Annotated in this window: 22 protein-coding genes; 10 read left to right on the plus strand and 12 right to left on the minus strand. The window is 45.6% G+C overall.

Annotation, left to right across the window (positions count from 1 at the left end; all coding sequences use genetic code 11):
• Positions 1–149 precede the first annotated feature (149 nt).
• From QFZ81_RS28870 to QFZ81_RS28880, 3 genes are read left to right on the plus strand one after another with little or no spacing between them, the layout of a single operon-like run.
• Positions 150–1676, plus strand: a complete 1527-nt coding sequence (locus QFZ81_RS28870; RefSeq protein ID WP_307439007.1) for a spore germination protein — start codon at positions 150–152, stop codon at positions 1674–1676.
• A gap of 26 nt (positions 1677–1702) precedes the next feature.
• Positions 1703–2938, plus strand: coding sequence for a Ger(x)C family spore germination protein (locus QFZ81_RS28875; protein ID WP_307605575.1), 1236 nt, complete (start codon positions 1703–1705; stop codon positions 2936–2938).
• Positions 2939–2961: 23 nt separating this feature from the next.
• Positions 2962–4062 carry a GerAB/ArcD/ProY family transporter gene (locus QFZ81_RS28880; RefSeq protein ID WP_307605576.1) on the plus strand — a complete coding sequence of 367 codons (1101 nt, stop codon included), beginning with the start codon at positions 2962–2964 and terminating at the stop codon, positions 4060–4062.
• Between the two features lie 64 nt (positions 4063–4126).
• Here QFZ81_RS28880 and rplT read toward each other — a convergent pair whose 3' ends face one another.
• The 5 genes from rplT to QFZ81_RS28905 all read right to left on the minus strand — a co-directional run bounded on the left by rplT (position 4127) and on the right by QFZ81_RS28905 (position 8254).
• Positions 4127–4486 (minus strand): 50S ribosomal protein L20, encoded by a 360-nt coding sequence (gene rplT / locus QFZ81_RS28885; RefSeq protein WP_028553998.1) that lies wholly within the window; start codon positions 4484–4486, stop codon positions 4127–4129.
• A 40-nt stretch (positions 4487–4526) separates the two neighbouring features.
• Entirely contained in the window at positions 4527–4730 is a 204-nt protein-coding gene (rpmI, locus tag QFZ81_RS28890) for a 50S ribosomal protein L35 (protein WP_171692578.1), read from the minus strand.
• 32 nt (positions 4731–4762) lie between these two features.
• Entirely contained in the window at positions 4763–5263 is a 501-nt protein-coding gene (infC, locus tag QFZ81_RS28895) for a translation initiation factor IF-3 (RefSeq protein ID WP_047681158.1), read from the minus strand.
• 226 nt (positions 5264–5489) lie between these two features.
• The gene (locus QFZ81_RS28900; protein ID WP_307605577.1) at positions 5490–6725 is read right to left on the minus strand and encodes a glycosyltransferase family 2 protein; all 1236 of its coding nucleotides are present in this window, start codon (positions 6723–6725) and stop codon (positions 5490–5492) included.
• 350 nt (positions 6726–7075) lie between these two features.
• Complete coding sequence (locus QFZ81_RS28905) at positions 7076–8254, minus strand: glycosyltransferase family 4 protein (RefSeq protein WP_307605578.1); 1179 nt, start codon at positions 8252–8254, stop codon at positions 7076–7078.
• Positions 8255–8449: 195 nt separating this feature from the next.
• Here QFZ81_RS28905 and QFZ81_RS28910 point away from each other — a divergent pair, with 195 nt between their 5' ends.
• Positions 8450–8977, plus strand: coding sequence for a phosphatase PAP2 family protein (locus QFZ81_RS28910; protein ID WP_307438990.1), 528 nt, complete (start codon positions 8450–8452; stop codon positions 8975–8977).
• 4 nt (positions 8978–8981) lie between these two features.
• Positions 8982–10112, plus strand: a complete 1131-nt coding sequence (locus QFZ81_RS28915; RefSeq protein ID WP_307438988.1) for an MGDG synthase family glycosyltransferase — start codon at positions 8982–8984, stop codon at positions 10110–10112.
• Positions 10113–10183: 71 nt separating this feature from the next.
• Here the strand turns inward: QFZ81_RS28915 and trmB are convergent, their stop codons facing one another.
• From trmB to QFZ81_RS28930, 3 genes are all read right to left on the minus strand, one after another.
• Positions 10184–10915: a tRNA (guanosine(46)-N7)-methyltransferase TrmB gene (gene trmB, locus QFZ81_RS28920; RefSeq protein ID WP_307438986.1), complete on the minus strand. Its 732-nt coding sequence runs from the start codon at positions 10913–10915 to the stop codon at positions 10184–10186.
• 75 nt (positions 10916–10990) lie between these two features.
• On the minus strand, positions 10991–11221 hold the full coding sequence (locus QFZ81_RS28925) for a hypothetical protein (RefSeq protein ID WP_307438985.1): 231 nt from the start codon (positions 11219–11221) through the stop codon (positions 10991–10993).
• A 102-nt stretch (positions 11222–11323) separates the two neighbouring features.
• Complete coding sequence (locus QFZ81_RS28930; RefSeq protein WP_307605579.1) at positions 11324–11827, minus strand: WGxxGxxG-CTERM domain-containing protein; 504 nt, start codon at positions 11825–11827, stop codon at positions 11324–11326.
• Between the two features lie 149 nt (positions 11828–11976).
• Here QFZ81_RS28930 and mnmL point away from each other — a divergent pair, with 149 nt between their 5' ends.
• The 4 genes from mnmL (at position 11977) to QFZ81_RS28950 (ending at position 15268) form a co-directional block, all read left to right on the plus strand.
• Complete coding sequence (gene mnmL / locus QFZ81_RS28935; protein ID WP_307438981.1) at positions 11977–12948, plus strand: tRNA modification radical SAM protein MnmL/YtqA; 972 nt, start codon at positions 11977–11979, stop codon at positions 12946–12948.
• Positions 12949–13029: 81 nt separating this feature from the next.
• On the plus strand, positions 13030–13617 hold the full coding sequence (locus tag QFZ81_RS28940; RefSeq protein WP_307605580.1) for a c-type cytochrome: 588 nt from the start codon (positions 13030–13032) through the stop codon (positions 13615–13617).
• Between the two features lie 31 nt (positions 13618–13648).
• Positions 13649–14227: a tRNA 5-(aminomethyl)-2-thiouridylate-methyltransferase MnmM gene (gene mnmM, locus QFZ81_RS28945; protein ID WP_307605581.1), complete on the plus strand. Its 579-nt coding sequence runs from the start codon at positions 13649–13651 to the stop codon at positions 14225–14227.
• Between the two features lie 75 nt (positions 14228–14302).
• The gene (locus QFZ81_RS28950) at positions 14303–15268 is read left to right on the plus strand and encodes a type I phosphomannose isomerase catalytic subunit (protein WP_307605582.1); all 966 of its coding nucleotides are present in this window, start codon (positions 14303–14305) and stop codon (positions 15266–15268) included.
• 622 nt (positions 15269–15890) lie between these two features.
• On the opposite strand, the gene QFZ81_RS28955 is transcribed toward QFZ81_RS28950, so the two are convergent.
• The 4 genes from QFZ81_RS28955 to QFZ81_RS28970 form a co-directional block, all read right to left on the minus strand.
• Entirely contained in the window at positions 15891–17390 is a 1500-nt protein-coding gene (locus QFZ81_RS28955; RefSeq protein ID WP_307605583.1) for an IMP dehydrogenase, read from the minus strand.
• A gap of 299 nt (positions 17391–17689) precedes the next feature.
• Positions 17690–19453 carry a B12-binding domain-containing radical SAM protein gene (locus QFZ81_RS28960; protein WP_307605584.1) on the minus strand — a complete coding sequence of 588 codons (1764 nt, stop codon included), beginning with the start codon at positions 19451–19453 and terminating at the stop codon, positions 17690–17692.
• Positions 19454–19544: 91 nt separating this feature from the next.
• Complete coding sequence (locus QFZ81_RS28965; RefSeq protein ID WP_307438970.1) at positions 19545–19769, minus strand: hypothetical protein; 225 nt, start codon at positions 19767–19769, stop codon at positions 19545–19547.
• Between the two features lie 155 nt (positions 19770–19924).
• The gene (locus QFZ81_RS28970; RefSeq protein WP_307438968.1) at positions 19925–21268 is read right to left on the minus strand and encodes an FAD-dependent oxidoreductase; all 1344 of its coding nucleotides are present in this window, start codon (positions 21266–21268) and stop codon (positions 19925–19927) included.
• Between the two features lie 140 nt (positions 21269–21408).
• Here QFZ81_RS28970 and QFZ81_RS28975 point away from each other — a divergent pair, with 140 nt between their 5' ends.
• On the plus strand, positions 21409–22446 hold the full coding sequence (locus QFZ81_RS28975; RefSeq protein WP_307438967.1) for a LacI family DNA-binding transcriptional regulator: 1038 nt from the start codon (positions 21409–21411) through the stop codon (positions 22444–22446).
• The last annotated feature ends 223 nt before the right edge of the window (positions 22447–22669 follow it).

Genomic DNA, 22669 nt, shown 5'->3' on the forward strand with positions numbered 1-22669 from the left:
TAGCCGATTCGTTAGTGTAGATCACCATATATAATATGATTTAGAGATTATTATATGCATCCCCTGAAGAATAGTCAATAGTCAAAACTGAATAAAACAAAATCATGAGAGAGAAGATAATACCAATCTAGGAAAATAGGGGGCTACTGATGAAATCGTCCCTGCCAATCCCTTTCCCGCTTTCAACAGACCTGCAAGAGAATATTGAACAGCTCCTGCAAAGGCTTGGGACAAGTTCTGATGTCATCATTCGCCGTATGGATATTGGCATCTTTCCCGATACCAATGCGATTGCTCTTGTGTACATAGATGGTCTCGTTAAATCGGAAGCGGTTAATGAGCATATTATCAAGCCCCTTCTAAGCTCTCAAGAAACCCAGTTTTACTGGAACCAAGAAATCTGTTTTCATGACTTATTGAGACAAGCTTTAACCATTAGTAATTTGACCGCTACGATTGAAGGCGTAGACCTCTTGGCAGCTCTCTTGGACGGCAACACCGCCATTATTGCTGACGGCTACAATGAAGCATTAATCGCCGGTACAACAGGGTGGGACAAGCGTGCCGTAGAGGAGCCTCAAACACAAACCGTTGTAAGAGGTCCGAAAGAAAGCTTTACAGAAGACTTGCGAACCAACACCTCCTTGCTGCGGAGGAAAATTAAATCCCCCGATCTTCGGTTTATTAGCCTGCGATTAGGTCGATATACGCAAACTGAAGTCGTCATCACCTATTTGGATGGAATTGCTGAAGATCAGGTCGTTCAGGAAGTTAAGAATCGCCTAGACAGGATTGACGTCGACAGCATCCTTGAGAGCGGGTACATTGAAGGATTCATTGAGGATAGAACCTACACCCCCTTCCCTACTATTATGAACTCAGAGAGGCCAGATGCCGTAGCAGCCGGCCTTCTGGAAGGACAAGTCGCCATAATCGTCGATGGAACTCCTTTCGTCCTCCTTGCTCCGGTAACCTTTTTTAGATTTCTACAATCGAGTGAAGATTATTATCAACGTTTTGATATTGCTACTTTCGTCCGCTGTATTCGCTATATGTCTTTTTTTGTTTCCATGCTGCTCCCGTCCTGCTATATTGCCGTCACAACCTTTCATCAAGAGATGCTGCCGACAACCCTGCTGATCAGCCTGGCTGCACAGCGGGAAGGCGTCCCTTTCCCCGCTATTGTGGAAGCTTTCCTGATGGAAATTACATTCGAGGTTCTTCGGGAAGCTGGCATACGAATGCCCCGTGTCATCGGTTCAGCCATATCCATCGTTGGTGCACTCGTACTGGGGCAAGCTGCTGTGCAAGCTGGTCTTGTTTCGGCAGCTATGGTCATTGTCGTTTCCTTCACGGCCATCTCCAATTTCGTTACGCCGGCGTTAAATATGGGAATAGCTGCCCGATTAATCCGATTCATCCTTATGCTGCTAGCTGGCACATTTGGCTTGTTCGGGATCATGGCAGGATGCATGGCCATCTTGATCCATTTGGCCTCTCTCCTTTCTTTCGGAGTCCCTTATCTAACGCCTATTGCCCCTTTAGCTTTACCAAAGTTTAGAGATATTCTCATCCGAGTTCCTTGGGCCAAAATGGCTGGTCGCCCCTTAAGCAAAAACTACACCAGACAAGCACCGAACATGAAGAAGTCTCCACCAAAGAGGGATAATCCCTGATATGCCATTAAGGAGGTGCTATGTGAATGGGAAAAAACTTCCTTCACGGTTGGCTTCGCTTACTGACAAGCATCTTCTTATGCCTACTGCTATCCGGATGCTGGGATCGGATCGAGTTAAATCAACTCGGAATTACAGCAGCAACAGCCATTGATTGGAACGGGAAAGACTGGACTGTTTCTTATCAGATCGTCATTCCACAATCGATTTCGAGTCAAAGCATGGGTGGAAATGCCGGCCAGCAAGCACCTGTCAGCGTATTCTCTACGAGCGGCGGTACCCTTCGAGGTGCAGTTCAAAAATCAAGTTTGGAAATGCCGCGTGCTTTGTTTTTTGCCCATAATCGAATTGTTGTCATTGGTGAACAGGCGGCAAAGCACGGCATTTCCCAGCTCATGGAAATCTATTTGCGCAATTCGGATGCTCGAGAGACTGTCAGCGTATTAGTAACGAATGGGGAAGGAAGAAGAATCCTGGAGCAAGTTGCGTCCATTGAGAAGCTGCCTGGAGCTGCCGTTCGTAATATGATTCGCAATGAAGAAAAAAACGGCTCTAATTTAAATCAAATGATGATTCAAAATGTCATGATGGGAATGACGAGTGACTCTTCCTATACATTGATTCCTGAAGTGATCATTTCTGGCACTGGCGTTGGCCCTAACGCTTCTATTGCTGAATTAAAGAAAACTACATCTGCAAACAAATTAAAATTGGGCAGACTTGGTATTTTCAAACAGGATAAGCTCGTTGGCTGGTTTACATCCGATGAAGGATACGGAATTAATTGGATCCGGGACTCAATTAAACAGACCGTTTTGCATTTTGGCTGTTCCAAACGCAGCAAAGATCATAAATCGGCGATTCGAATCACCAAAGCGACAAGCAAATTGAAGCCAATCCTTGCAAATGACGGGCAATGGATAATGAAAGTGGAAGTACATGCTGCTGGTGTTCTTATTGAGAATGGCTGCAATGACGACCTCTCAAAGATAAAGGGTATTAAAGCCACGGAAGACATTGCGAATGAGGAAGTTAAAAACTTAATGATCAAAGCCTTTCAATCTGCTATCGAGAAAAATACGGATGTATTTGGTTTTGCAGATGTGATTCACAGAAAATATTCTAAGGTATGGAAGAAAATAAAGAACGACTGGGAAGAACAATTTCCTACCCTCCAATTAGAGCCCAGTGTTCATATTAAAATTGACCGAATAGGAATGAGTAATAAGCCTTTTAATCAACTACTGCATGACCACGAATAGTAAGTTATGGAAGGAGGCTTGCTATGGAGCGCATCAGCAATTACCAACTAGCCGTCACGATCATTCTTTTTGAAATAGGTAGTACACCTTTATTTGCATTAGGCAGCGGCGCTAAGCAGGATTCTTGGCTTGCCATGCTATTCGCCGCTGCAGCGGGTTTGCTTTTATTAATCATGTTTTTGTATATACAACGAATAGCACCAGAAGAATGTCTGATCGGGCTCTTAAAACTGTGTTTCGGGACCAAAATAGGAACAGGGATTGGGATCCTCTTTGCCCTTTATTTTGCCTACGAATCCATGAGAAACGTCCGTGATTTTGGAGAAATAACGAATTTAACACTGCTAAGCTCGACACCCCAATACGTGACTATGCTTATTATTGTATTACTTGCTACTTACGCGGTTGCCATGGGTATCGAAACATTCTCCAGAGTGAATGAGGCCCTGTTACCGCTTATTTTCGTAAGCTATGGAGCATTGATATTATTGATTTTGATTTCTGGAATCCTCCACAAAGACAACCTGTTACCTATTCTTGATAATGGACTTGGTCCGGTTATCAAAGCCGCGTTCCCTGACATTATATCGTTTCCATTTGGACAAATGGTGCTTTTTTTCATGGTATGGCACCTATTGTCTGAGAAGCAAAAGATTAAGCGAATCAGTATACTATCTTATCTCAGCGTTGCCGCTTTTTTAATTTTGATGAATATATTAAACTTGATGGTGCTTGGGACAACCCTTGTTGCAAATAGTACCTTGCCTTTTTTGCAGGCAGTTCAGTTAATACAGGTTGGTGATATTCTAGAGCGACTAGATGTTATGGTCACCTTGCTTTTATTTATGGGTTTATTTGTGAAAATGACCGCTTTCTACTGGGGGGCCGTTTATGCATGTACCCGATTATCGAGCAGAACAAGTAGACGCCTGTGGATTTTCTATGTGGGTTTTATTATTTTTATCACATCTTTTATAGAACCGAACTATACCTATCACGTGTGGCTTGGCTTGAATGTTAGTGTAAAGTTTTTCCCTGTCTTTCAAGTTGTTATCCCGCTGTTGATGTTCTTCGTTGTACTGTTTCGTAAACATCGTCGATCAGAAACACCATCCAACGCTTAAATCTCGTCCATTTCATGCAAAAAGAAGCCTGCTCCCTAAAGGGAACAGGCTTCTAAGAACGCTATTACGCGTTTACTTTTGCTTTTGCAGCTGTTGCCAAATCGTTGAACGCTTTGGAATCATTCACAGCTAGATCAGCCAAGATTTTACGGTTAACTTCGATACCAGCCAATTTCAGGCCGTGCATCAATTTGCTGTAGCTCAAGCCGTTTTGACGAGCGCCTGCATTGATACGTGTAATCCACAGTCTGCGGAAGTTACGTTTCGTTTGACGACGGTCACGGTAAGCATACACTAAAGATTTCATTACTTGTTCTTTAGCTGTTTTAAATAAGCGATGTTTGGAACCGAAATAACCTTTTGCTAGTTTCAAAATTTTCTTACGACGGTGAGCGCGAATAAATCCGCCCTTGACTCTTGCCATTGTTAACTACCTCCTGGGATGTATAAATAATGTTCGAATATTAACCTTTAATGTTAGAAAGTTGTTGTTTCAGACGACGTACATCGCCTGGAGCCATAACTGGGTTTGTTCCAAGAACACGTTTAGTACGTGAAGATTTACCGGAAAGCAAGTGATTTTTACCTTGTTTGTATCTCATCACTTTGCCTGTGCCAGTAATTTTGAAACGGCCTTTCAAGCTGCTGTGTGTTTTCATTTTCGGCATGGTGTTTTGTTCCTCCTAATTTAGTATAACGCCTAGGTAGTGACTTTCGGCGTTAAGATCATGATCATGCTTCTTCCCTCAAGCTTAGGAGCGCGCTCCTGTGAGGAAATGTCAGCTGTTTCAGTAGCTAAACGTTCAAGTACTCTACGGCCAATCTCCGAGTGCGCTATTTCACGACCACGGAACCTGACACTGGCTTTCACTTTATCGCCTTCGCCAAGAAACTTTACGGCATTGCGAAGCTTCGTTTGGAAGTCGTGCTCATCGATAGTCGCGCTTAAGCGAATTTCTTTGATATCCACGATTTTCTGGTTCTTGCGAGCTTCTTTTTCTTTCTTCTGTGTTTCATAACGGAATTTACCGTAATCCATAATGCGGCATACTGGCGGCTTAGCCGTCGGTGCCACATTTACCAAATCCAAATTCGCGTCAAGTGCGATTTGAAGAGCTTCGCGAATCGGCGTGATGCCGAGTTGTTCTCCGTCCGCCCCAATCAGGCGTACTTCCTTCACACGAATCTCATCATTAATCATATGGTCTTTGCTAATAGTATTCCACCTCCAAAAAGTATGTAACGCTCTCTCTAACAATATAAAAAAGATGCGGGCGCAGTGGCCCACATCTTCATCAATAACAGGTTCATGCAAACCTATTGTACATTCATGACGATTCATTCAAACCAGCCAACTGCGTCGGTCAGGTGAGAAGCGGGCGCTTCTGCTTTTACTTGAAATATAATATCATCTCATCCAGAGAAAGTCAACTCACTTGTTTACTTTTCATTTCGTCTAGACGAATAACACGGGTATGCTCCGTATGGCTCCATTGTTTGTTGTTTTGCGTGAAGAACGCATAGAACGTAATTGGCCACCAAGAAAGCATAAACACTGGATAAAGAATTAAATATTTATATACCTTGCCAGGAGCCTTCTCAACTAACATGGAAATAGGCAGCAGCACATAAATCGCTATGCTTACGGTGTTAAAGAAAACAGGATTGATGTCGGCAAGCATAGGCGCGTCCGACCAGCCCGGAGTCACGGATTTAATCCATAGCAGCACGGAGATAATCGCACCGAAAAAGAAATTATATACGTTAGCAGAGTAGATAGCCGCGTCAATCTTCGTCCAACTGCCCTCTTTGATACCTTGCCACAATAGAGGGAAGAAATAACGCTTGGCCACATCAAAGTGTCCTTGCATCCAGCGTAAACGCTGTTTGGCAGATACTTTAAACGTTAGTGGCTTCTCATCGTAAACAATCGCTTCGTAGTTGTAAGTCGGTCGAATACCGAGTTTGATACAGCGCATCGAAAACTCCAGATCCTCAACAAGGCTGGTAGCTCCCCATCCGATCTGTTTAAGCAGCTTGGATTCAAAGCACATTCCTGTGCCACCCAAGTAGTTAGCAAGCCCTAAATTCGTACGGGGCATTTGCCAGAAGCGGTTTGCAAAGTAATAGGAGATTGCATAGGAGCCAGTAACCCAGGAATCATTCGGGTTCTTGCTGTCCAGGTAAGCCTGAATAACTCTAGAACCGGAGCAAAGATCATTGTTCATGTGAATCAAGTAATCCGGGCTGGAAAGATTGTCGGCATCAAACATGACAATGGCGTCGTACTGACGCTCCCGTTTCCAAAGCTCTTTCAGCATCCATTCGATCGCGTAACCTTTCCCTCTCAGGTTCGGGTTATGGCGTTCCATGGCATTAACACCATGACTGCGTGCAATATCCGCTGTATTGTCTGTACAGTTATCACAAATCACGAAGATGTCATAAAGCTCTTTGGGGTAATCCAAAGCCTTCAGATTCTCGATCAATGCACCAACGACCTGCTCCTCATTATGAGCGGCAACCAATACGGCAAACGATTTCTGGGGAGCAAATTTCTGTTTGTTTCTGGGACGGTACCATCCGAAAAAAGTCAAAAACAACTGATATGCACCGACCAAGGCCAAGCCAATTTGAAAGGTAAGCATAATATTGTCAAGCATGAAGCAAAGTCCCCCTTTTTTTGTTTATGCACACAAGCTATCTTTTTATACGCGTATGCGCAGTTTTATGTACCATGTGAATAACCGTTCTTGATTTTCCTCTCTTTCCACTCATTTGTCAAAGTTCACAATGACGAATATAAGCCATTTCTCTGAGATTTGAGCGGAACGCGCACAGACTATGCAGCATGTGCTTGAAATCAGATCGTTAAAGTCCTGTTTTCAACGTTTTTCATTTTATTGTGTACCAAAAGTTCACCATTTAGACGAACTAGCCGTCCCCCATGTGATACGGGGTTTATTATAATTCACCTGAGCTCTCCCTGACAACTTTTGCTCATCTGCCCCTGTTAACGGATCATACGGGTTGCATGCATGTGGGACTGATTGGCCGAAGTCCTATAGACTACTTCCTCATAGCTGGTCAACAATTCGTTAAATATGTGTTCCCAAGATTGACGCAGGGCAAACTCCCTACCCGCAATGGCAAGTCTGTGACGAGTCTCCTGTGATTCATACAATCTTACGATGGCTTGTGTGAAAGCAGCTATATCGCCAGAAGGACAGAGTAATCCCGTCACTTCATGCTCAATAGTATCTTGTACCCCGCCAGCAGCAGCTCCAATCACCGTAGTCCCAGAAGCCATTGACTCCAGAACAACATTGCCGAAAGTCTCTATCGCCGAAGGAAAAAGAAACACATCTGCAGCCGCATAAAGCTCAGCTAGCTGTGTCCCTTGAACGAAACCGGTAAAAGTAACTCCCGGTGCCCCTCCATAACATTCGCGTAACACTCCGGCAGACGGTCCGTCACCAGCAATAATTAGACGACAATCATCTCTGATCGCAGCTGGCAGTGCAGTAAAACTGTCTAGTGCGACCTCTACACTCTTCTCAGGGGCTAAACGCCCGACATAAAGCATAACGAACTTTGCAGGATCTACGCCATATGTCCCGAGTACTGACTTTCGATCGACAATTGGCTGGAATCGTTCCGCATCGACACCGCGGCTCCAAATCTCTAGATTGCTTAACCCTTTGGCATGCAGATGCTGCAAGGTAGACTTAGAAGGCACATACACCTTCTGACAGCTTTGGTGAAACCATTGCATGTATTTCCAGAGCGTAGGCTCCACCCAAGGGATTTTATAATGACTCAAGTATTGGTCGAAGTGAGTATGGTAGGACGCAACTAATGGTATTTTGTGTTTGCGAGCATGGTGTAAGCCAAAAAGTCCCAAATTGAAAGGGGTTGCACAATGAATGATTGTAGGCTGAAAGGCATGGAGAGATTTGCGAACATTGAGAGGATTTGGGATAGCTAAGCGACATTCGGGGTACAATAAAAAGGGAATACTGTAAAAACGTTCTACACGGAACGGATCGTTGTCACCTTCTGTCATACTAGTAGGAGCAAACACTTTACAAGCCACATCTTTGGATTCCAAAAACCGCGTCCATCTGCCAAGTGTCTTGGCAACTCCATTTACATCTGGCAGGAATGTATCTGTAAATAAGGCAACTCTCAACCTTATCAGCCCCTTTTACTATTTACCTTCAATTCCCTTATTTCACATCATGCTAGCACAGGATTGTTATCGGGAGATCAGATGAACGTTAAATTGAATTTCTTGAAATTTATTACTGCGTTAATCTTCCTTTAATAAATCTTCTTTATAATAAGACTTAAGAAAGTATCCAAGCAGCGAAGGAGGCTACTACTCATGAGCAGGGTCGTACACTGGCTTCAGCATCATGAAACACGCGTATTCCACTTTGTGAATCAACGTATCCAGCACTTCTTCCTAGATCATTTCTTTAATAAAATAACACATTTAGGCGGGGCCACAGCCTCCATTGCGATATCCTTATGCTTTGCATTGTTCGGGCAAGACCCACTGCGTACTGCAGGTATCCAAGCTCTCCTTGCCTTAACCATCAGTCATATTCCAGTTGCTATTATTAAAAAGAAATACCCAAGACTTAGGCCTTACCTGGTACACCCTCAAACCATTACTTATAAAAACCCGCTGACGGATCATTCCTTTCCTTCCGGGCACACAACTGCCATCTTCTCGATCATTTTCCCTTTTGTTACAGCCGTACCTGCTCTTGGACTTATCCTCATACCGCTCGCATTAATCGTTGGTATATCACGTATCTACCTAGGGCTGCACTATCCTTCCGATTGTATCGTTGGATGTTTAATTGGAACGACGGCTTCTCTAGTGACAGTAGCTATCTGGGGGTAAACGAATGAATGTCTTGCATGTTAAAAAACGGGTTCTTATTCTTTCAGAAGGCTTCGGAGCCGGACATACGCAAGCGGCTTATGCACTTGCCGTAAACTTAGAGCAGCGTTGTTCTACAATCGAAACACGTGTTTTAGAATTAGGCTCATTCCTGCACCCGACCTTAGCACCTTGGATCATCCATGCTTACAAAAAGACACTAACCTCTCAGCCCAAGCTTTACGGCCGATTGTACCGCTCTCAATATAAAAAATCGCTCAACCGCTTGACGCAATTGGCCTTACATCGCATTTTTTATGCACAGACAGCGGCCATTATCCAGCAGTGGGCTCCTCAAGCTATTGTCTGCACACATCCTTTTCCCAGTGTTGTGGTATCTAGATTGAAAAGAGCTGGCTTAGACATCCCGCTATGCACGGTCATTACGGACTACGATGTCCATGGGACTTGGGTCAGTAGAGAAGTAAATAAATATATGGTTTCGACAGAAGACGTCAAAAATAAACTGCTGGGCCGCGGTATTACGGCAGCCCAAGTCGAAATCACAGGAATTCCAGTTCATCCAAGCTTTCGTGTTGCCCACGATAAAGCGATGATTCGACAACAATTCGAGCTGGCATCTCTGCCTACCGTACTAGTTATGGGAGGCGGCTGGGGATTAATCGGCGGCGATTCGCTCAGTGAGCACCTGATAGCATGGAGAGATCGGATCCAATTCATATTTTGCTTAGGCAATAATGAGAAAGCATTAGCAAAGCTGGCGATGGACGCCCGTTATCAGCATCCCAATATTCATTTGCTTGGTTTCACCCAAGAAATTGGCAAGCTGATGGAAGCTTCCGATTTGCTCGTTACGAAGCCTGGGGGTATGACCTGCTCGGAAGGGCTTGCGAAGTCAATTCCCATGCTGTTCTATGATCCGATACCGGGTCAGGAAGAAGAGAATGTCCACTATTTTACACAGCTTGGCTTTGGCGAGCCGATCCGATCTGCAGATACAATTGCGAACTGGTTATCGATGTTGGCTAGCCGGTATACCGATGTGGAGGCTAAGCGCGTTTCTAATTATCATAAAAAGAAGATGTACCTGCCTTCAGCCGATTGCTCAGAGGTTATTATGCAATTGCTTGGTTGATTCGAGTAAAATAGAAAAAAGCCAATTCCTACCATTATGCAGTGGGGGATTAGCTTTTTTTGTGTATAGACCTATTCTGATTTAGCTTTGTTTAACTGCTCCAGATGAGAAGCAAGCACATTTTCGCCAATTACCACTTCACAGCGATGAATGTTCATGCCTTGTCCTGCAAACTTCGTTTCGTATTCTGTCATAACATGGTCAGGATGAATCCCATCCACATGCAGATTTAAGGAAATATTTCGCATTCTCAGTCCCATATCTGCAAAAGAATTAAGCGAGAATTCGAACAATGATTGCGAATCGGTTTTCAAATGAATCTCGCCGTTCGCATTTAATATTTGCTGATATTTTTCAACAAAGCCCGGATGTGTTAAACGTCTACGAGCATGCTTTTTCTTCGGCCATGGATCACTGAAATTCAAATAAACCCGCTCTAATTCACCTTCAGCAAAAGCTTCCTCAATATGTTCGATATTGAAAAGCATTAGCTTCAAGTTCGGAATGCTTGGCGCAGACTCCGCCTCTTCATCCGTCTTGATTTCATGAGCATTCTTTGCTTTCTCGCTCGCTTTGCGAATCAACTCGTCATACATATCAACACCAATGAAATTAATGTTCGGATATTTCTTACTCATTTCACTAATGAAGCGCCCTTTGCCCATCCCAAGCTCGGCATGAATCGGGTTGTTGTTACCGAATAACTCGGCCCATTTGCCTTGATAATCCTTGGCATTTAAAACAACGAGTTCCTTTTGACGTTCTATATCTTCTCGAATTCCTTTTCTTCCCCGTAAACGCATCTACTTTTTGCCTCCTACACGTACAAGCTATCGAATACAAATCATAGACGATTCGAGAAAAAAAATCAAAGGGAATTACACTTCCAGGGCATAATAATCAATCGTATTCGATGTGGCTGGAAACAACTTTTGATCCAAAGAACGCAGTACTTTTCGTCTTGCGTCCTTCGATATGCTCGGGTCTGCAGCGAATTTCACGCCACTGCTCAAAGCGAATGCTTCTTTAATGGTCAACTCGACGGATAACGTATCGGTCGCTAGGGACATCTTAACCAACTCATTCACCTGCTTTCCTTTTTGTCTCATTAATAATAGCTTCCGTTATGATGATGGTCTTTATGAATGGCAGATCATTCTAATAAAAGAAAAAAACGTCCTCCAATTGGAAGACGCATTTATAGTATCTATTTATCTAACATCATCTCTACGTTTGTCTTTTCCTCTAAGGCCAGTTAAGCCCAACAAACCTAAAAGGCCAAGCCATCCCCAGTTCGTACGATTGCCATTTGCTGCGGTAGTCGCGTAAGTTCGATAAGATGAAGTGTCATAATTTCCAGTGTGTGTACCCGTAGTACTCATGCGATCCATCATATTGTTGCCATAACCACTGATTTGACCCATAACGCCGGTACCCGTTCCTGTCCCAGAATAGGAACCTGTACCAGTACCGCTCCCCGTATAGGTACCTGTAGTACCTGTAGTACCTGTAGTACCTGTAGTACCTATAGTACCTGTAGTACCAGTACCTACCGTAGCGTCATAATTACTTCCTGTATACCCCGATGTTGTCGTAGTTCCTGTCCCCGTTGTTCCTGTAGTTCCTGTAGTTCCCATAGCCAGTGCACCAGTTGCCCCAAAGCTTAATGCCGTTGTCAAAGCTACCGCCAAAGTAATTGTACGAAACTTTTTCACTTGTTCAAATCCCCTTTCGGCATGTAATAGTTATGCAAAGTTATCATGCTCCGTATCGCTCCCTTTAAACGGGGAACTTCTTGGAAAGGCAGGGGTCGCTTTCATGCTTCAATTTCGCTACAATAGGTTGGAAAGAAAGGAGCAACCCTATGTCTACAATTACTCAGGAGTCGCCTCAATTATGGGGGGACAAACGTTTCCATACATGGAATTATGAAATGCGTGAAGCTTTCGGCGGGAAGGTTTTTAAAGTCATGCTGGATGCAGGTTTTACTTGTCCCAATCGTGATGGCAGTATCGCAACCGGCGGCTGCACGTTTTGCAGTGCGCGAGGATCGGGTGATTTTGCGGGAAGCCGCCGCGATGATCTGGTTACCCAGTTTAATAAGATTCGTGATCTCCAGCATCAGAAATGGCCGGAAGCCCAATACATCGGCTACTTTCAGGCTTATACGAATACGTATGCACCAGTTGAGGAGCTGCGGGAATATTATGAAGTTATTTTAAAGCAGCCAGGCGTTGTAGGTTTATCCATTGCGACCAGACCGGATTGTTTACCAGATGATGTGATCGAATACTTGGCGGAGTTGAATGAACGTACCTATCTATGGGTCGAAATGGGCCTTCAAACCGTCCACGAATCAACCTCTGAACTCATTAATCGTGCTCACGACACACAATGCTATGTGGATGCGGTTGCCAAGCTTCGAAAGCATAATATCCGCACCTGTGCACACATTATTTATGGATTACCTGGGGAGACCCACGAAATGATGCTGGACACCGGACGAGCAGTCGCTCAAATGGATGTTCAGGGCATTAAAATCCATTTACTTCATTTAATGCGTAAAACACCTATGGTGAAACAATACGAAGCTGGCTTGCTTCAATTCCTGGAAAAAGACGAATATGTGAAGCTTATCGTAGATACACTCGAATTTCTGCCACCGGAAATGATTGTTCATCGCCTTACAGGAGATGCTCCCCGCGATCTGCTAATTGGCCCGATGTGGAGCCTCAAAAAGTGGGAAGTGCTGAATGCCTTTGATAGCCTTTTGAAGGAAAGAAATACTTGGCAGGGTAAACTTTGGAAGGGTAAAACTGACGAAGGAAAAGTTTAAAGAAAAGATAATTATAAAACCAAAATAGATTATTATCCGTTTCCTTTATATAGGTAGAACGACTAAAGGGGATGGATGATCATGATGATGAAACGGGCTCAAGCAGCCATTGTTGGGATGATGCTAGTTATCGCTGGATGTGGAGGGGAGCCGGCGACACCAGTAGTAGTGAGTACCGTGGCGCCGTCAACGTCACCAACGGTGGTAGTAAGTCCGTCGCCGGTTGCTGCAGCGACGGCAACACCGGCAGCCGCTACGCTGCAGCCAGCGGCAAGCAGCACTCCGCAGCCGAGCGCAGCGGCGACAGCGAAGCCGACTGCTGCAGCGGCGACGCCAGCAGTGAAAGAGTCGGCTACGGCGAAGCCGGTGCCGATTGCAACGCCTGCGCCTGCCAGCGCGGCGCCATCCCCATCCGCTAAGCCTGCGGATGGCGGCACCAGCACCGCAGCGCAGGCGCAGGTGCTGTACAAGGACAACTGCATGTCCTGCCACGGGGCAGGGCTTGCAGGCGACTTCGGGCCGAACCTGACGAAGGTCGGTTCGCACAAAACCAAGGATGAGATCATTGCGCAGATCATGGGAGGTAAAGGCGATATGCCACCTTTCAAAAGCGCACTGAAATCCGAAGAAATCGAAGTGCTAGCCGCATGGCTAGCAGACAAAAAATGATCGTATAAGCAGCATGGAGGGCTTTCATCGCATGGGTTTTGTTTCGGTACTAAGTTTTGCTCATCAACTTATTAATCAGCGGGCTCAGCCGGGCGATACTGTCGTCGACGCGACCCTTGGAAACGGTGTGGATGCCTTGTTCTTAGCGAAGCTGGTAGGCACCCGCGGCAGCGTTTACGGCTTCGATATCCAGCAGCAAGCACTGGATCAAACAAAGATGCGTCTGGAGAAAGAACTTCCAGACGCATCTTCTTGTGTGCACATGAGCCTATGCAGCCATGCGCTCATGGAGGCGGCTGTGCCGCAGGACCGCCACGGCAAGGTCGCCGCGGTCACATTCAATCTCGGCTACCTGCCCGGCGCCGATCCGGCAACCATTACGAAGCAGGAATCCACGATTCCTGCTCTCGATGCCGCCCTCCGCCTGCTCCGCAAAGGCGGTATTGTGACCATCGTGCTCTACAGCGGACACGATGGAGGCTCGGAAGAAGCTGCGGCCGTCGAAAACTGGGCCCAGCGCCTTCCGCTCGCAGCCTTCCAGGTGCTGCGTTACCAATTCATGAATACCAGCCAGCATGCTCCCTATCTCTTAGCTCTAGAAAAAAGATAGACGCATGATATAATGCTAGAGAGTGCATAAGCATTATTTTGTAGGAGAAATTAGAGAAGAAAGTAGGGATAGTTTGTGAAATCATACCCGCTTCAATTTCAACCTGAAATGAAAGAACGTGTCTGGGGTGGAAGAGCCCTAGAAAAGTTTGGTTTTCAGCTTCCAGAAGGCGCTATTGGCGAAGGCTGGATGATTGGCGATCACCCGAATGGAACGACGAAGGTTATTAATGGCGAATTAGCAGGCCTTGGTCTAGACGAAATTCGCGAGAAATACGGCAAAACATTATTCGGCACGAAAGGATTTTCCGAAAAAAACGGCCGTTTCCCACTACTCATTAAGTTATTGGATTGCGAAGACGACCTTTCCGTACAAGTACATCCGAATGATCATTACAAGAATTTGGCTGCCGGCGAGCTCGGCAAAACAGAGATGTGGTACATCCTTGATGCCAAGCCCGGCGCCAAAATTATATACGGTATGCAAGAAGGCGTTACACGTGAAAGCTTAGCTCAAGCAATATCAGAGAACCGCATTTTGGACTGCTTACAGGAAGTGCCTGTTGAAGCCGGTGATTCTTTCTACATCCCAGCAGGAACAGTCCATGCCCTTGGCGCTGGCGTCCTAGTTGCCGAGATTCAGCAAAATTCTGATACGACCTATCGTTTGTACGATTATAATCGTCCTGGGTTGGACGGTAAACCTCGTGATCTTCATCTTGAAGATTCACTAAACGTTATCGCCTATGAAGGCTCCGGCTCCACTCGCATGAAAACAGATTTGAGTGAAGCTGGTACTTGGTTAACGCTTGCCGAATCTCCTTTCTTTACCGTGGAAAAAGGTCTTGTAGGACCTAAGTGGGAGTTAAGCACTTCTCCAGAAAGCTTCGTCATCCTCGTTATTGCAGACGGTATCGGAACCCTCCAGTGGGCCGATGGCAGCATCTCCACGAAACCAGGCGACTGCTTCCTGCTTCCTGCCAATCTTGGCAGCTATGCACTAGAAGGCAGCATGACGGTTATTCGCAGCTACTTGCCTTAATTGTACGTTTTGCGATAAATCCTATTGCTTACAGGGAATGTACCTTTGGCTTTGACTTTTATTTTACTTTTACTTTGCTTTGACTTTGTTTTGACTCTGCTCTGGCTTTGTTCTGGCTTGCATTGACTTTGCCTTATCCTTGGCCCTTGCCCCTTCCCTCGCCCTTTAAGTGTTTGATTGTTGTATAAAATACAACAATTGTAGCTTAATAAGCAATTGAGAGTAGGAAGTGTTGTAAAGAGTGCAACAATTTCTCCTAAATACGTTGATTTCTTTGGAAATCAGTCGAAACTGTTGTACAAAATGCAACTTTAATACGTTTTTATCGAATTAGGATGGAACATTGTTGTATGATGTACAACTCAGTTAATCGAGACAGAGTAAATAAAATGAAGTATTCTCTCAGTAAAGTTGAGTTATAGTGAGGTTCCTCTCAGTTAAGTTGAGTTACAGTGACGTCTCTCAGCTGAGTTGAGTATCTCTCAAAAAGCAGAGTGCGATCCTCGAAATGAAAACAAGCCTCCAAAACCAATTTCATCGTGGTTTTGGAGGCTTGTTTAGTTAGGAGGAACTGTCTTTCAGGTGTTACCCACCCTTTAGAGACAGCCCCTATTCTCAGCTATTATTCTTCGGATAAGCTGCTCTCTTTTAAAATAACGTCGTGGGCTCCGCCTTCAACAAGGCTGGTTGCGGAAACGAGCGCAATTCTCGCTTTGCTCTTCAGCTCGTCCAAGCTTAATGATCCACAGTTGCACATCGTGGACTTTATTTTGCCAAGCGTCTTGTCCAAGTTCTCTTGCAGACCTCCTGCATAAGGAACGTACGAATCGACACCTTCCTCGAACAGGAGCTTGTTTTTGCCACCCGTATCATAACGCTGCCAGTTGCGGGCACGATTGGAGCCTTCTCCCCAGTATTCTTTCACGAAGTTGTTGCCAACTTTTAGCTTTCTAGTCGGGCTCTCATCGAAACGCGCGAAATATCGGCCCAGCATAACAAAGTCAGCACCCATCGCTAAAGCTAATGTAATATGGTAGTCATGTACGATACCACCATCGGAACAGATAGGAATGTAGGTACCTGTTTCTTTGAAGTATTGGTCTCTAGCTTCAACAACTTCCATGAGGGAAGAAGCTTGTCCGCGACCAATCCCCTTTTGCTCCCGAGTGATACAGATAGATCCGCCGCCGATACCGACTTTAATGAAGTCCGCTCCTGATTCCACAAGATAAAGGAACCCTTCACGGTCTACAACGTTACCTGCACCGATCTTCACATTGAAATTCTCTTTCACATACTGAACCGTTTCCCGCTGCCATTCGCTATAACCGTCCGAAGAATCGATGACCAGAATGTCTACTCCCGCTTCAACAAGCGCAGGCACTCTCTCTTTGTAATCCTTCGTATTAATTCCCGCACCAACAATATAGCTTTTGTTGCCGTCTAAAAGCTCCATCGGATTTTCTTTGTGCTCATCATAATCCTTGCGGAAAACGAGAGTGTCGAGCTTCTGATGCTCATCCACAATTGGTAAACAATTCAGCTTATGATCCCAAATTAAGTTATTTGCTTCCGATAAAGTAATTCCTGCTTTGCCATAAATCAATTTATCAAAAGGCGTCATAAAATGATGGATTTGGCGATCCAGAGGGTCGCGACTTGTCCGATAATCACGCCCCGTTACAATACCAAGCAATTTGCCATTCGCTGTACCATCGTCGGTAATGGCAACCGTAGAATGACCTGTTTCTTCTTTCAACGCCAGTACATCACTTAGCGTATGCTGAGGAGTTAAGTTGGAGCGGCTAACTACAAATCCTGCCTTGTACCCTTTTACTTTACGCACCATAAGTGCTTCTTCTTCAATCGATTGCGAGCCAAAAATAAATGAAATCCCGCCACTCCGCGCCAAAGCAATTGCCATTCCATGATCGGATACGGCCTGCATGACAGCAGATGAAAACGGGATATTGAGCGAGATCGCAGGCTCCTCGCCTTTATTGAATTTAACTAATGGTGTCTTAAGCTTCACATTCGCCGGTGTACATTCCTTCGTTGTAAGATTAGGAATCAACAAAAATTCACTAAACGTACGGGATGGTTCTAAGTAATACGTAGCCACTTTACGATTTCCTCCTAATATAGGGATCTTTGAGCGTAGCTCAAAGTCTCTCATTTATTTTTGATCCATAGGTAAATTTTTTCAATCTTATCACTGAACCTTACCTGTGGTCAATGGATTTTTCAGGGAAATCCTTCGATGGGATGTAAAAAGGTTCATGAAGCTATATCGTCCAAACCTGCGGATCAGAATTTCCGTTCATACATTCGATATAGGAAGGCGGAATCTTGATTAAACCATATTATCCGGGCTAAGCTAAAAAGCCCCACTCCCTATTCGTACGGGGAGCGAGGCTTCGATTATACGGCTGCCACTTGCTGCAGAGGCATGGTGTAATAGCTGGCCGGCTGCTGCGCGTCCGGCGGGAAGTGAACAACAAGCAGCTCTTTGCTGCTTTCGTCGATCTCTCCGCTCTGCAGATACGTCTGCAAAGTGAAGGGTAGCACCTCAAGCATCGCGTGCTTGTGGAGATCTTTTTCATTGATGCGGAGGCTCTGGAAGTCGCCGCTGACGAGCTCAGGCTGCTCAGCCAGCAGCCTTAGGTATGCGTTCTGCTCGGACTTCTCCAAGGTGAAGTCCCACCAGATTTTGCGCGGCTTATATTTATGACCCAGGAAATAATCCAGCTTCATCAAGGCTTCAATGACGTGCATGTTTATCGTTTCACGATGCATCAGGAAGTCGCGCAAACGGGTAAACAGATCCTCGAGCTGATGCCCAATCTTCTGCCAACCGCGGCCTTCCCAGAAGTCGCCGAACTCTTGAAAAAAATCAAACGCAGAAGCGAATTCTTTGGCGATTAAATATTTGACCGTATGATCCATGCGGTGCGCGTTCCAATATTTCTCCAGAACATCCTCCACCCGTTTGATGCGAATCAAATCAGTGAACGGCAGAATGTCATTGCCGAGAATCTCATATGGCGCGTGGTCCATGTAGACGTAGCCGTATTTATGCGCGTCATTGCGCATACCCGTGCCGCGCAGCATTTTCAGGAATCCAAGCTGCAATTCTTCCGGACCTAGTTCAAAGACATCGTTAAACGTTTTGCGGAACGAATTATAATCCTCTTCCGGCAAGCCGGCAATAAGATCGAGATGCTGATCGATTTTCAAGCTATTTTTCACCTTAGATACCGTACGGCTCAGCTTGAAGAAATTCTGCCTGCGCTGCACCAAATCATTGGTCGTGTCATTCGTAGATTGAACCCCGATCTCGAAGCGGAATGTACCCGGAGGGGCATTCTCTGCTAGGTAATCTAGTACTTCTGGACGCATGATGTCCGCAGTAATCTCAAACTGGAACACGGTGCCGCGATGATTGGCAATGAGGAACTCAAAGATTTCCATAGCATAATCACGCTTAATATTAAACGTCCGATCCACGAACTTGATTAGCTTTGCGCCGGAGTCAATTAAGTACAGCAGGTCTGACTTGGTGCGTTCCATATCAAAATACCGCACACCGACCTCAATACTCGACAAGCAGAATTGGCAAGAGAAAGGGCAGCCACGGCTCGTCTCGAAATACACAACACGATTAGCCAGACTTGGCACATCTTCTGCAAAACGATGCGGAGACGGGATATCGTCCAGCTTCAGCTTAGGTCTGCCCGGCATCAGTACGATTTCCTCGCCTTTGCGATAAGCCAGTCCATAAACAAAATGATATTTGCGAGTCGTTGAAATTTCCGTCAGCAGTTGGTGGAAGGTCTCTTCCCCTTCGCCCATCACAATGAAATCGACCTCAGGAATGCGATTCATCCAGTACTCGGTATCATAGGAGACTTCGGGGCCGCCAAGCATGATCAGGAGATCTGGCCGAATCTTTTTGATCATTTTAATAATCGTAATCGTTTCTTCAATGTTCCAAATATAACAAGAAAAACCCAATACATCCGGGGCCTTTTGGTAAATGTCCGAAACGACGTTCATGACTGGGTCTTTGATCGTATATTCTGTAATTTCAACGTCAAAATCCTTCTCGCAGAACGCTTTCAGATAGCGTAAGGCCAAGGATGTATGAATGAATTTGGCATTAAGTGTGGATACAAGTACTTTCATTATCAAAAAACCTCGTTCTGTTCTCGTTTTTCGTACAATCTAATTCTACACGAAAACCGAGGAAATACAAAGGTAAGCCCTCCCAAGAAGACTAAAGAACCATATCATCATCCAACTGAGGATTCTCATAAGGAAACTGCAAATAGGAGGCTTCCTGAATCGCATTTTTCCAGCGTTCGGCATGGGAATACAGCTGATCTTCGACTTCTTGCATTCTTTGTTGCAATTCTCCAGTACTTTCAGCTGCTCCATTTTGCAAAGCCTTTTGCAGGGTGGTGCGCTCTTCAAACCATTGCGTTAACTGATATAAAAGCATAAGGAATTCCCACCTTTTCTCACATGTAGTCTTGCAGCATGTAAGTAGAAGTGTTCCCTTATTTGGAGGTGGGCATACAGTTGTTAGCATTTAAGCGCCTTTTCCGCCCCTATTCGGCGGGGAGGCTACTCTGCTTTCGCTGAGAAGGCCTTTTGCTACTTCAACACCGCTCCGCCTTGAACGAGAACAGATTGCAGCTCCGCAATATCAATTTTCGCAGGTTGCATACCATGCTTAACAGCAAGTCCTGCTGCTGAACCGGCTGCTTGCCCTGTTGCCATACAGCTTGGAGTGAGACGTGTTGTTGCTAGTGCTTCATGCGTCGTTGAGATACAGCGCCCTGCGGTCAGCAGGTTCTCGATTTTTTGCGGCAGCAGGCAGCGGTATGGGATGTCGTATGCTCCGTCACCTTCGACCCAAGCAGCAGTCACACCTTTGCCGGATGGGTCGTGAATGTCGATCGGATAGCCGCTGCGTGCGATAACATCTTCAAAATGGCGTCCTTGCACGACATCGTCAACCTGTAGAGCATACTGACCATCAATTCGGCGCGTCTCACGAATACCGATTTGAGCGCCTACGGATGAAATCGAGGCTTTTTCGAAGCCAGGCAGGTTGTTCTTCATGAACTCTGCTACCATCAATACCTGCTTACGACCCAGTTCTTCAGCTTCTGTCAAATCCTCAACATTAGTCCCGTCGAGCCCTTGTACACGCGTAGTGTTGACCAGTACTTCGTCGGCTTCAGGACCTGTGAAGAAGAGCACCTGATCTCGATTAATCGGCAGGTTCGCTTCCTTCCAGTGCTTGTAATAACCCAAAACACCAGACAAAGGCAGATTAGCAAGCTCATCAATCGGTGTCTTTTTATAAAATTCATCTGGATGGTCGATCATGTACTGTTTGACGACTGCCAAATCCACACCGCGCATCCGAAATTTCATCGTCATCGGTTGAGTGAGTTTATCACCGTCACGCCCTTGTAAACAAGGTGCTCCTGATAAATAAGCAAGATCCGCATCTCCTGTTGTATCGATAAATACTTTGCCCTTCACATCAATTCTACCCGACTTGGACGTTAATTGTACGGACTGGATACGGTTGTCGACGGTCTCTACATGATCAACAAAGCTATGGAATAGAAGCTTAACACCCGCTTCTTTCAACATATCAACAGCAAGCACTTTATAAATCTCAGCGTGATATGGGGTAATTGTATTAACAAAGCCCACCGTGTCCCGAAGATGGCCGGGGGATGCATTCATTGCTATGAGGCGGTCGATTATCTCTTGCGCAAGTCCTTTTATGACTTGCTTGCCATCTGTTGTATGAAATGTCATCCATGGATAAACAAGCGCAGCGGTTGACATCCCGCCAATAAAGCCGTATTTCTCTATCAATACCGTCTTAGCCCCGCTCCGTCCTGCCGCAATGGCTGCGTTGACACCGGCTGGACCTCCGCCTACAACGACGATATCTGCTTCTATTATTTTGTTCATCTGTATTCGCTCCCTTTGTTTATGTTCTTCTGAATTCCTTGCTTCCCCCTTAGTGTAGTTTAAATTTAACCTTCTTTTAAGTTTAAATTTAGTTTAAAATTGCAGATACAAAGTAAATGAAATGAGGAATTCACCGACCTATGCGCAAACGAATTACGCTTCATGTTTTGGCCGCTGAGCTCGGTCTTACGATACAAACGGTGTCTAAAGCGCTGCGTGGACTCCCCGGAATGTCCGAACAGACAAGAAGTGAAGTGTTCCGGCTTGCACGCGAGCTTGGCTATATGACCAAAGATCAGAAACAAACGCTGCAGTTGGATCATATCTCACCCTATCCTGTTGTAAAGCGACGGTTTGTGCTGGTCCAAAATAAACAGTCTTTAAACTTCAATCGACTATTGCTGCAAGGACTGCACGAAAGATTCATGGAATTCGGCCACACAGTACAGCCTCTCCTCATTCCTCCACACCTAAGGCCATCGCAATTTGAAGCATGGGCTGAGGAGCAAGAGCTGATGTATGCGGAAGGTGTGTTCATTGCGCCGCGGATGAATTTGGACCTTCTGGAGCTGAAATTGTTGGAGCTTCCGCTCCCTCGCATTCTGCTGAACTTCCCACCGCCGGAGACCAAGGTGGATAGTGTGATTTGGGATGTATACGAGGCTGTTTTTCAAGCTGTTCGAAGACTTGTGCGAATGGGGCATCGGAAGATAATGTATGTAGGAGATGCCCTGGATCAACGTGGCTTCGTTATCCGGTGGCAGGCCTTTCGCGAGGCGATGAAAGAAGCCGGGTTTGCGGCGGATCCGCAAGAACACGCAACGGAACGAGACGGCACAGATCGGTGGCTGCAGAATTTCGGAGTGCTCTATAGGACGCACAAGCCTACTGCCGTTATTTGCGGTATCGATGAGGAAGCTGCGCCTATATATCACACGCTGCGCCGTTTAGGGGTTGCTGTTCCACAGCAATGCTCGTTAGTCGCACTGCTCAATGAACAAAGTGACATGCTTCCACTGTGCTCGCGTCCGCAGCTGCCGATTCGAGAAACCGGCTATCGCGCAGCAGATCGGATGCTTTGGCGAATTGCGAATCCGCATTTACCCTTTGAACATGTGCGGTTACAGGGAGAATTTTTCGCGGGGAGCACGATTCAGAAACTGGCGGGACAGGTGTAGCGGATTAGTAATTTCCCTTGGGATGTACCTTGAACATCGCGCGCTATATAGGATCTTCCCTCACAGCGTTTCATTTGCTTTTGCGAACGTGGTATATTGTAAGGTGAATGATCTGACCGGAAGGTAAGCGATCGTAATAGGAGGTCTTTTTTATGCAAAAGAAGCAAGGTAAGTTTCAAAGTCCAAATAAAAACCAGAACCAGACTCCCAAATTCAAGCAAAA

Origin of the sequence: Paenibacillus sp. V4I9, from assembly GCF_030817295.1 — a bacterium.
In the GTDB taxonomy this organism is placed as follows: Bacteria; Bacillota; Bacilli; order Paenibacillales; family NBRC-103111; genus Paenibacillus_E.

Bases quoted from the DNA above. Each gene is read 5' to 3' on its own strand.
- rpmI (WP_171692578.1), bottom strand. From the start codon at position 4,730: ATGCCGAAAATGAAAACACACAGCAGCTTGAAAGGCCGTTTCAAAATT.
- QFZ81_RS28870 (WP_307439007.1), top strand. From the start codon at position 150: ATGAAATCGTCCCTGCCAATCCCTTTCCCGCTTTCAACAGACCTGCAA.
- QFZ81_RS28965 (WP_307438970.1), bottom strand. From the start codon at position 19,769: ATGCTTTTATATCAGTTAACGCAATGGTTTGAAGAGCGCACCACCCTG.
- mnmM (WP_307605581.1), top strand. From the start codon at position 13,649: ATGGGTTTTGTTTCGGTACTAAGTTTTGCTCATCAACTTATTAATCAG.
- trmB (WP_307438986.1), bottom strand. From the start codon at position 10,915: ATGCGTTTACGGGGAAGAAAAGGAATTCGAGAAGATATAGAACGTCAA.
- mnmL (WP_307438981.1), top strand. From the start codon at position 11,977: ATGTCTACAATTACTCAGGAGTCGCCTCAATTATGGGGGGACAAACGT.
- QFZ81_RS28970 (WP_307438968.1), bottom strand. From the start codon at position 21,268: ATGAACAAAATAATAGAAGCAGATATCGTCGTTGTAGGCGGAGGTCCA.
- QFZ81_RS28925 (WP_307438985.1), bottom strand. From the start codon at position 11,221: ATGAGACAAAAAGGAAAGCAGGTGAATGAGTTGGTTAAGATGTCCCTA.
- QFZ81_RS28880 (WP_307605576.1), top strand. From the start codon at position 2,962: ATGGAGCGCATCAGCAATTACCAACTAGCCGTCACGATCATTCTTTTT.
- QFZ81_RS28900 (WP_307605577.1), bottom strand. From the start codon at position 6,725: ATGCTTGACAATATTATGCTTACCTTTCAAATTGGCTTGGCCTTGGTC.
- QFZ81_RS28910 (WP_307438990.1), top strand. From the start codon at position 8,450: ATGAGCAGGGTCGTACACTGGCTTCAGCATCATGAAACACGCGTATTC.
- infC (WP_047681158.1), bottom strand. From the start codon at position 5,263: ATGATTAATGATGAGATTCGTGTGAAGGAAGTACGCCTGATTGGGGCG.
- rplT (WP_028553998.1), bottom strand. From the start codon at position 4,486: ATGGCAAGAGTCAAGGGCGGATTTATTCGCGCTCACCGTCGTAAGAAA.
- QFZ81_RS28940 (WP_307605580.1), top strand. From the start codon at position 13,030: ATGATGATGAAACGGGCTCAAGCAGCCATTGTTGGGATGATGCTAGTT.
- QFZ81_RS28915 (WP_307438988.1), top strand. From the start codon at position 8,982: ATGAATGTCTTGCATGTTAAAAAACGGGTTCTTATTCTTTCAGAAGGC.
- QFZ81_RS28875 (WP_307605575.1), top strand. From the start codon at position 1,703: ATGGGAAAAAACTTCCTTCACGGTTGGCTTCGCTTACTGACAAGCATC.
- QFZ81_RS28975 (WP_307438967.1), top strand. From the start codon at position 21,409: ATGCGCAAACGAATTACGCTTCATGTTTTGGCCGCTGAGCTCGGTCTT.
- QFZ81_RS28960 (WP_307605584.1), bottom strand. From the start codon at position 19,453: ATGAAAGTACTTGTATCCACACTTAATGCCAAATTCATTCATACATCC.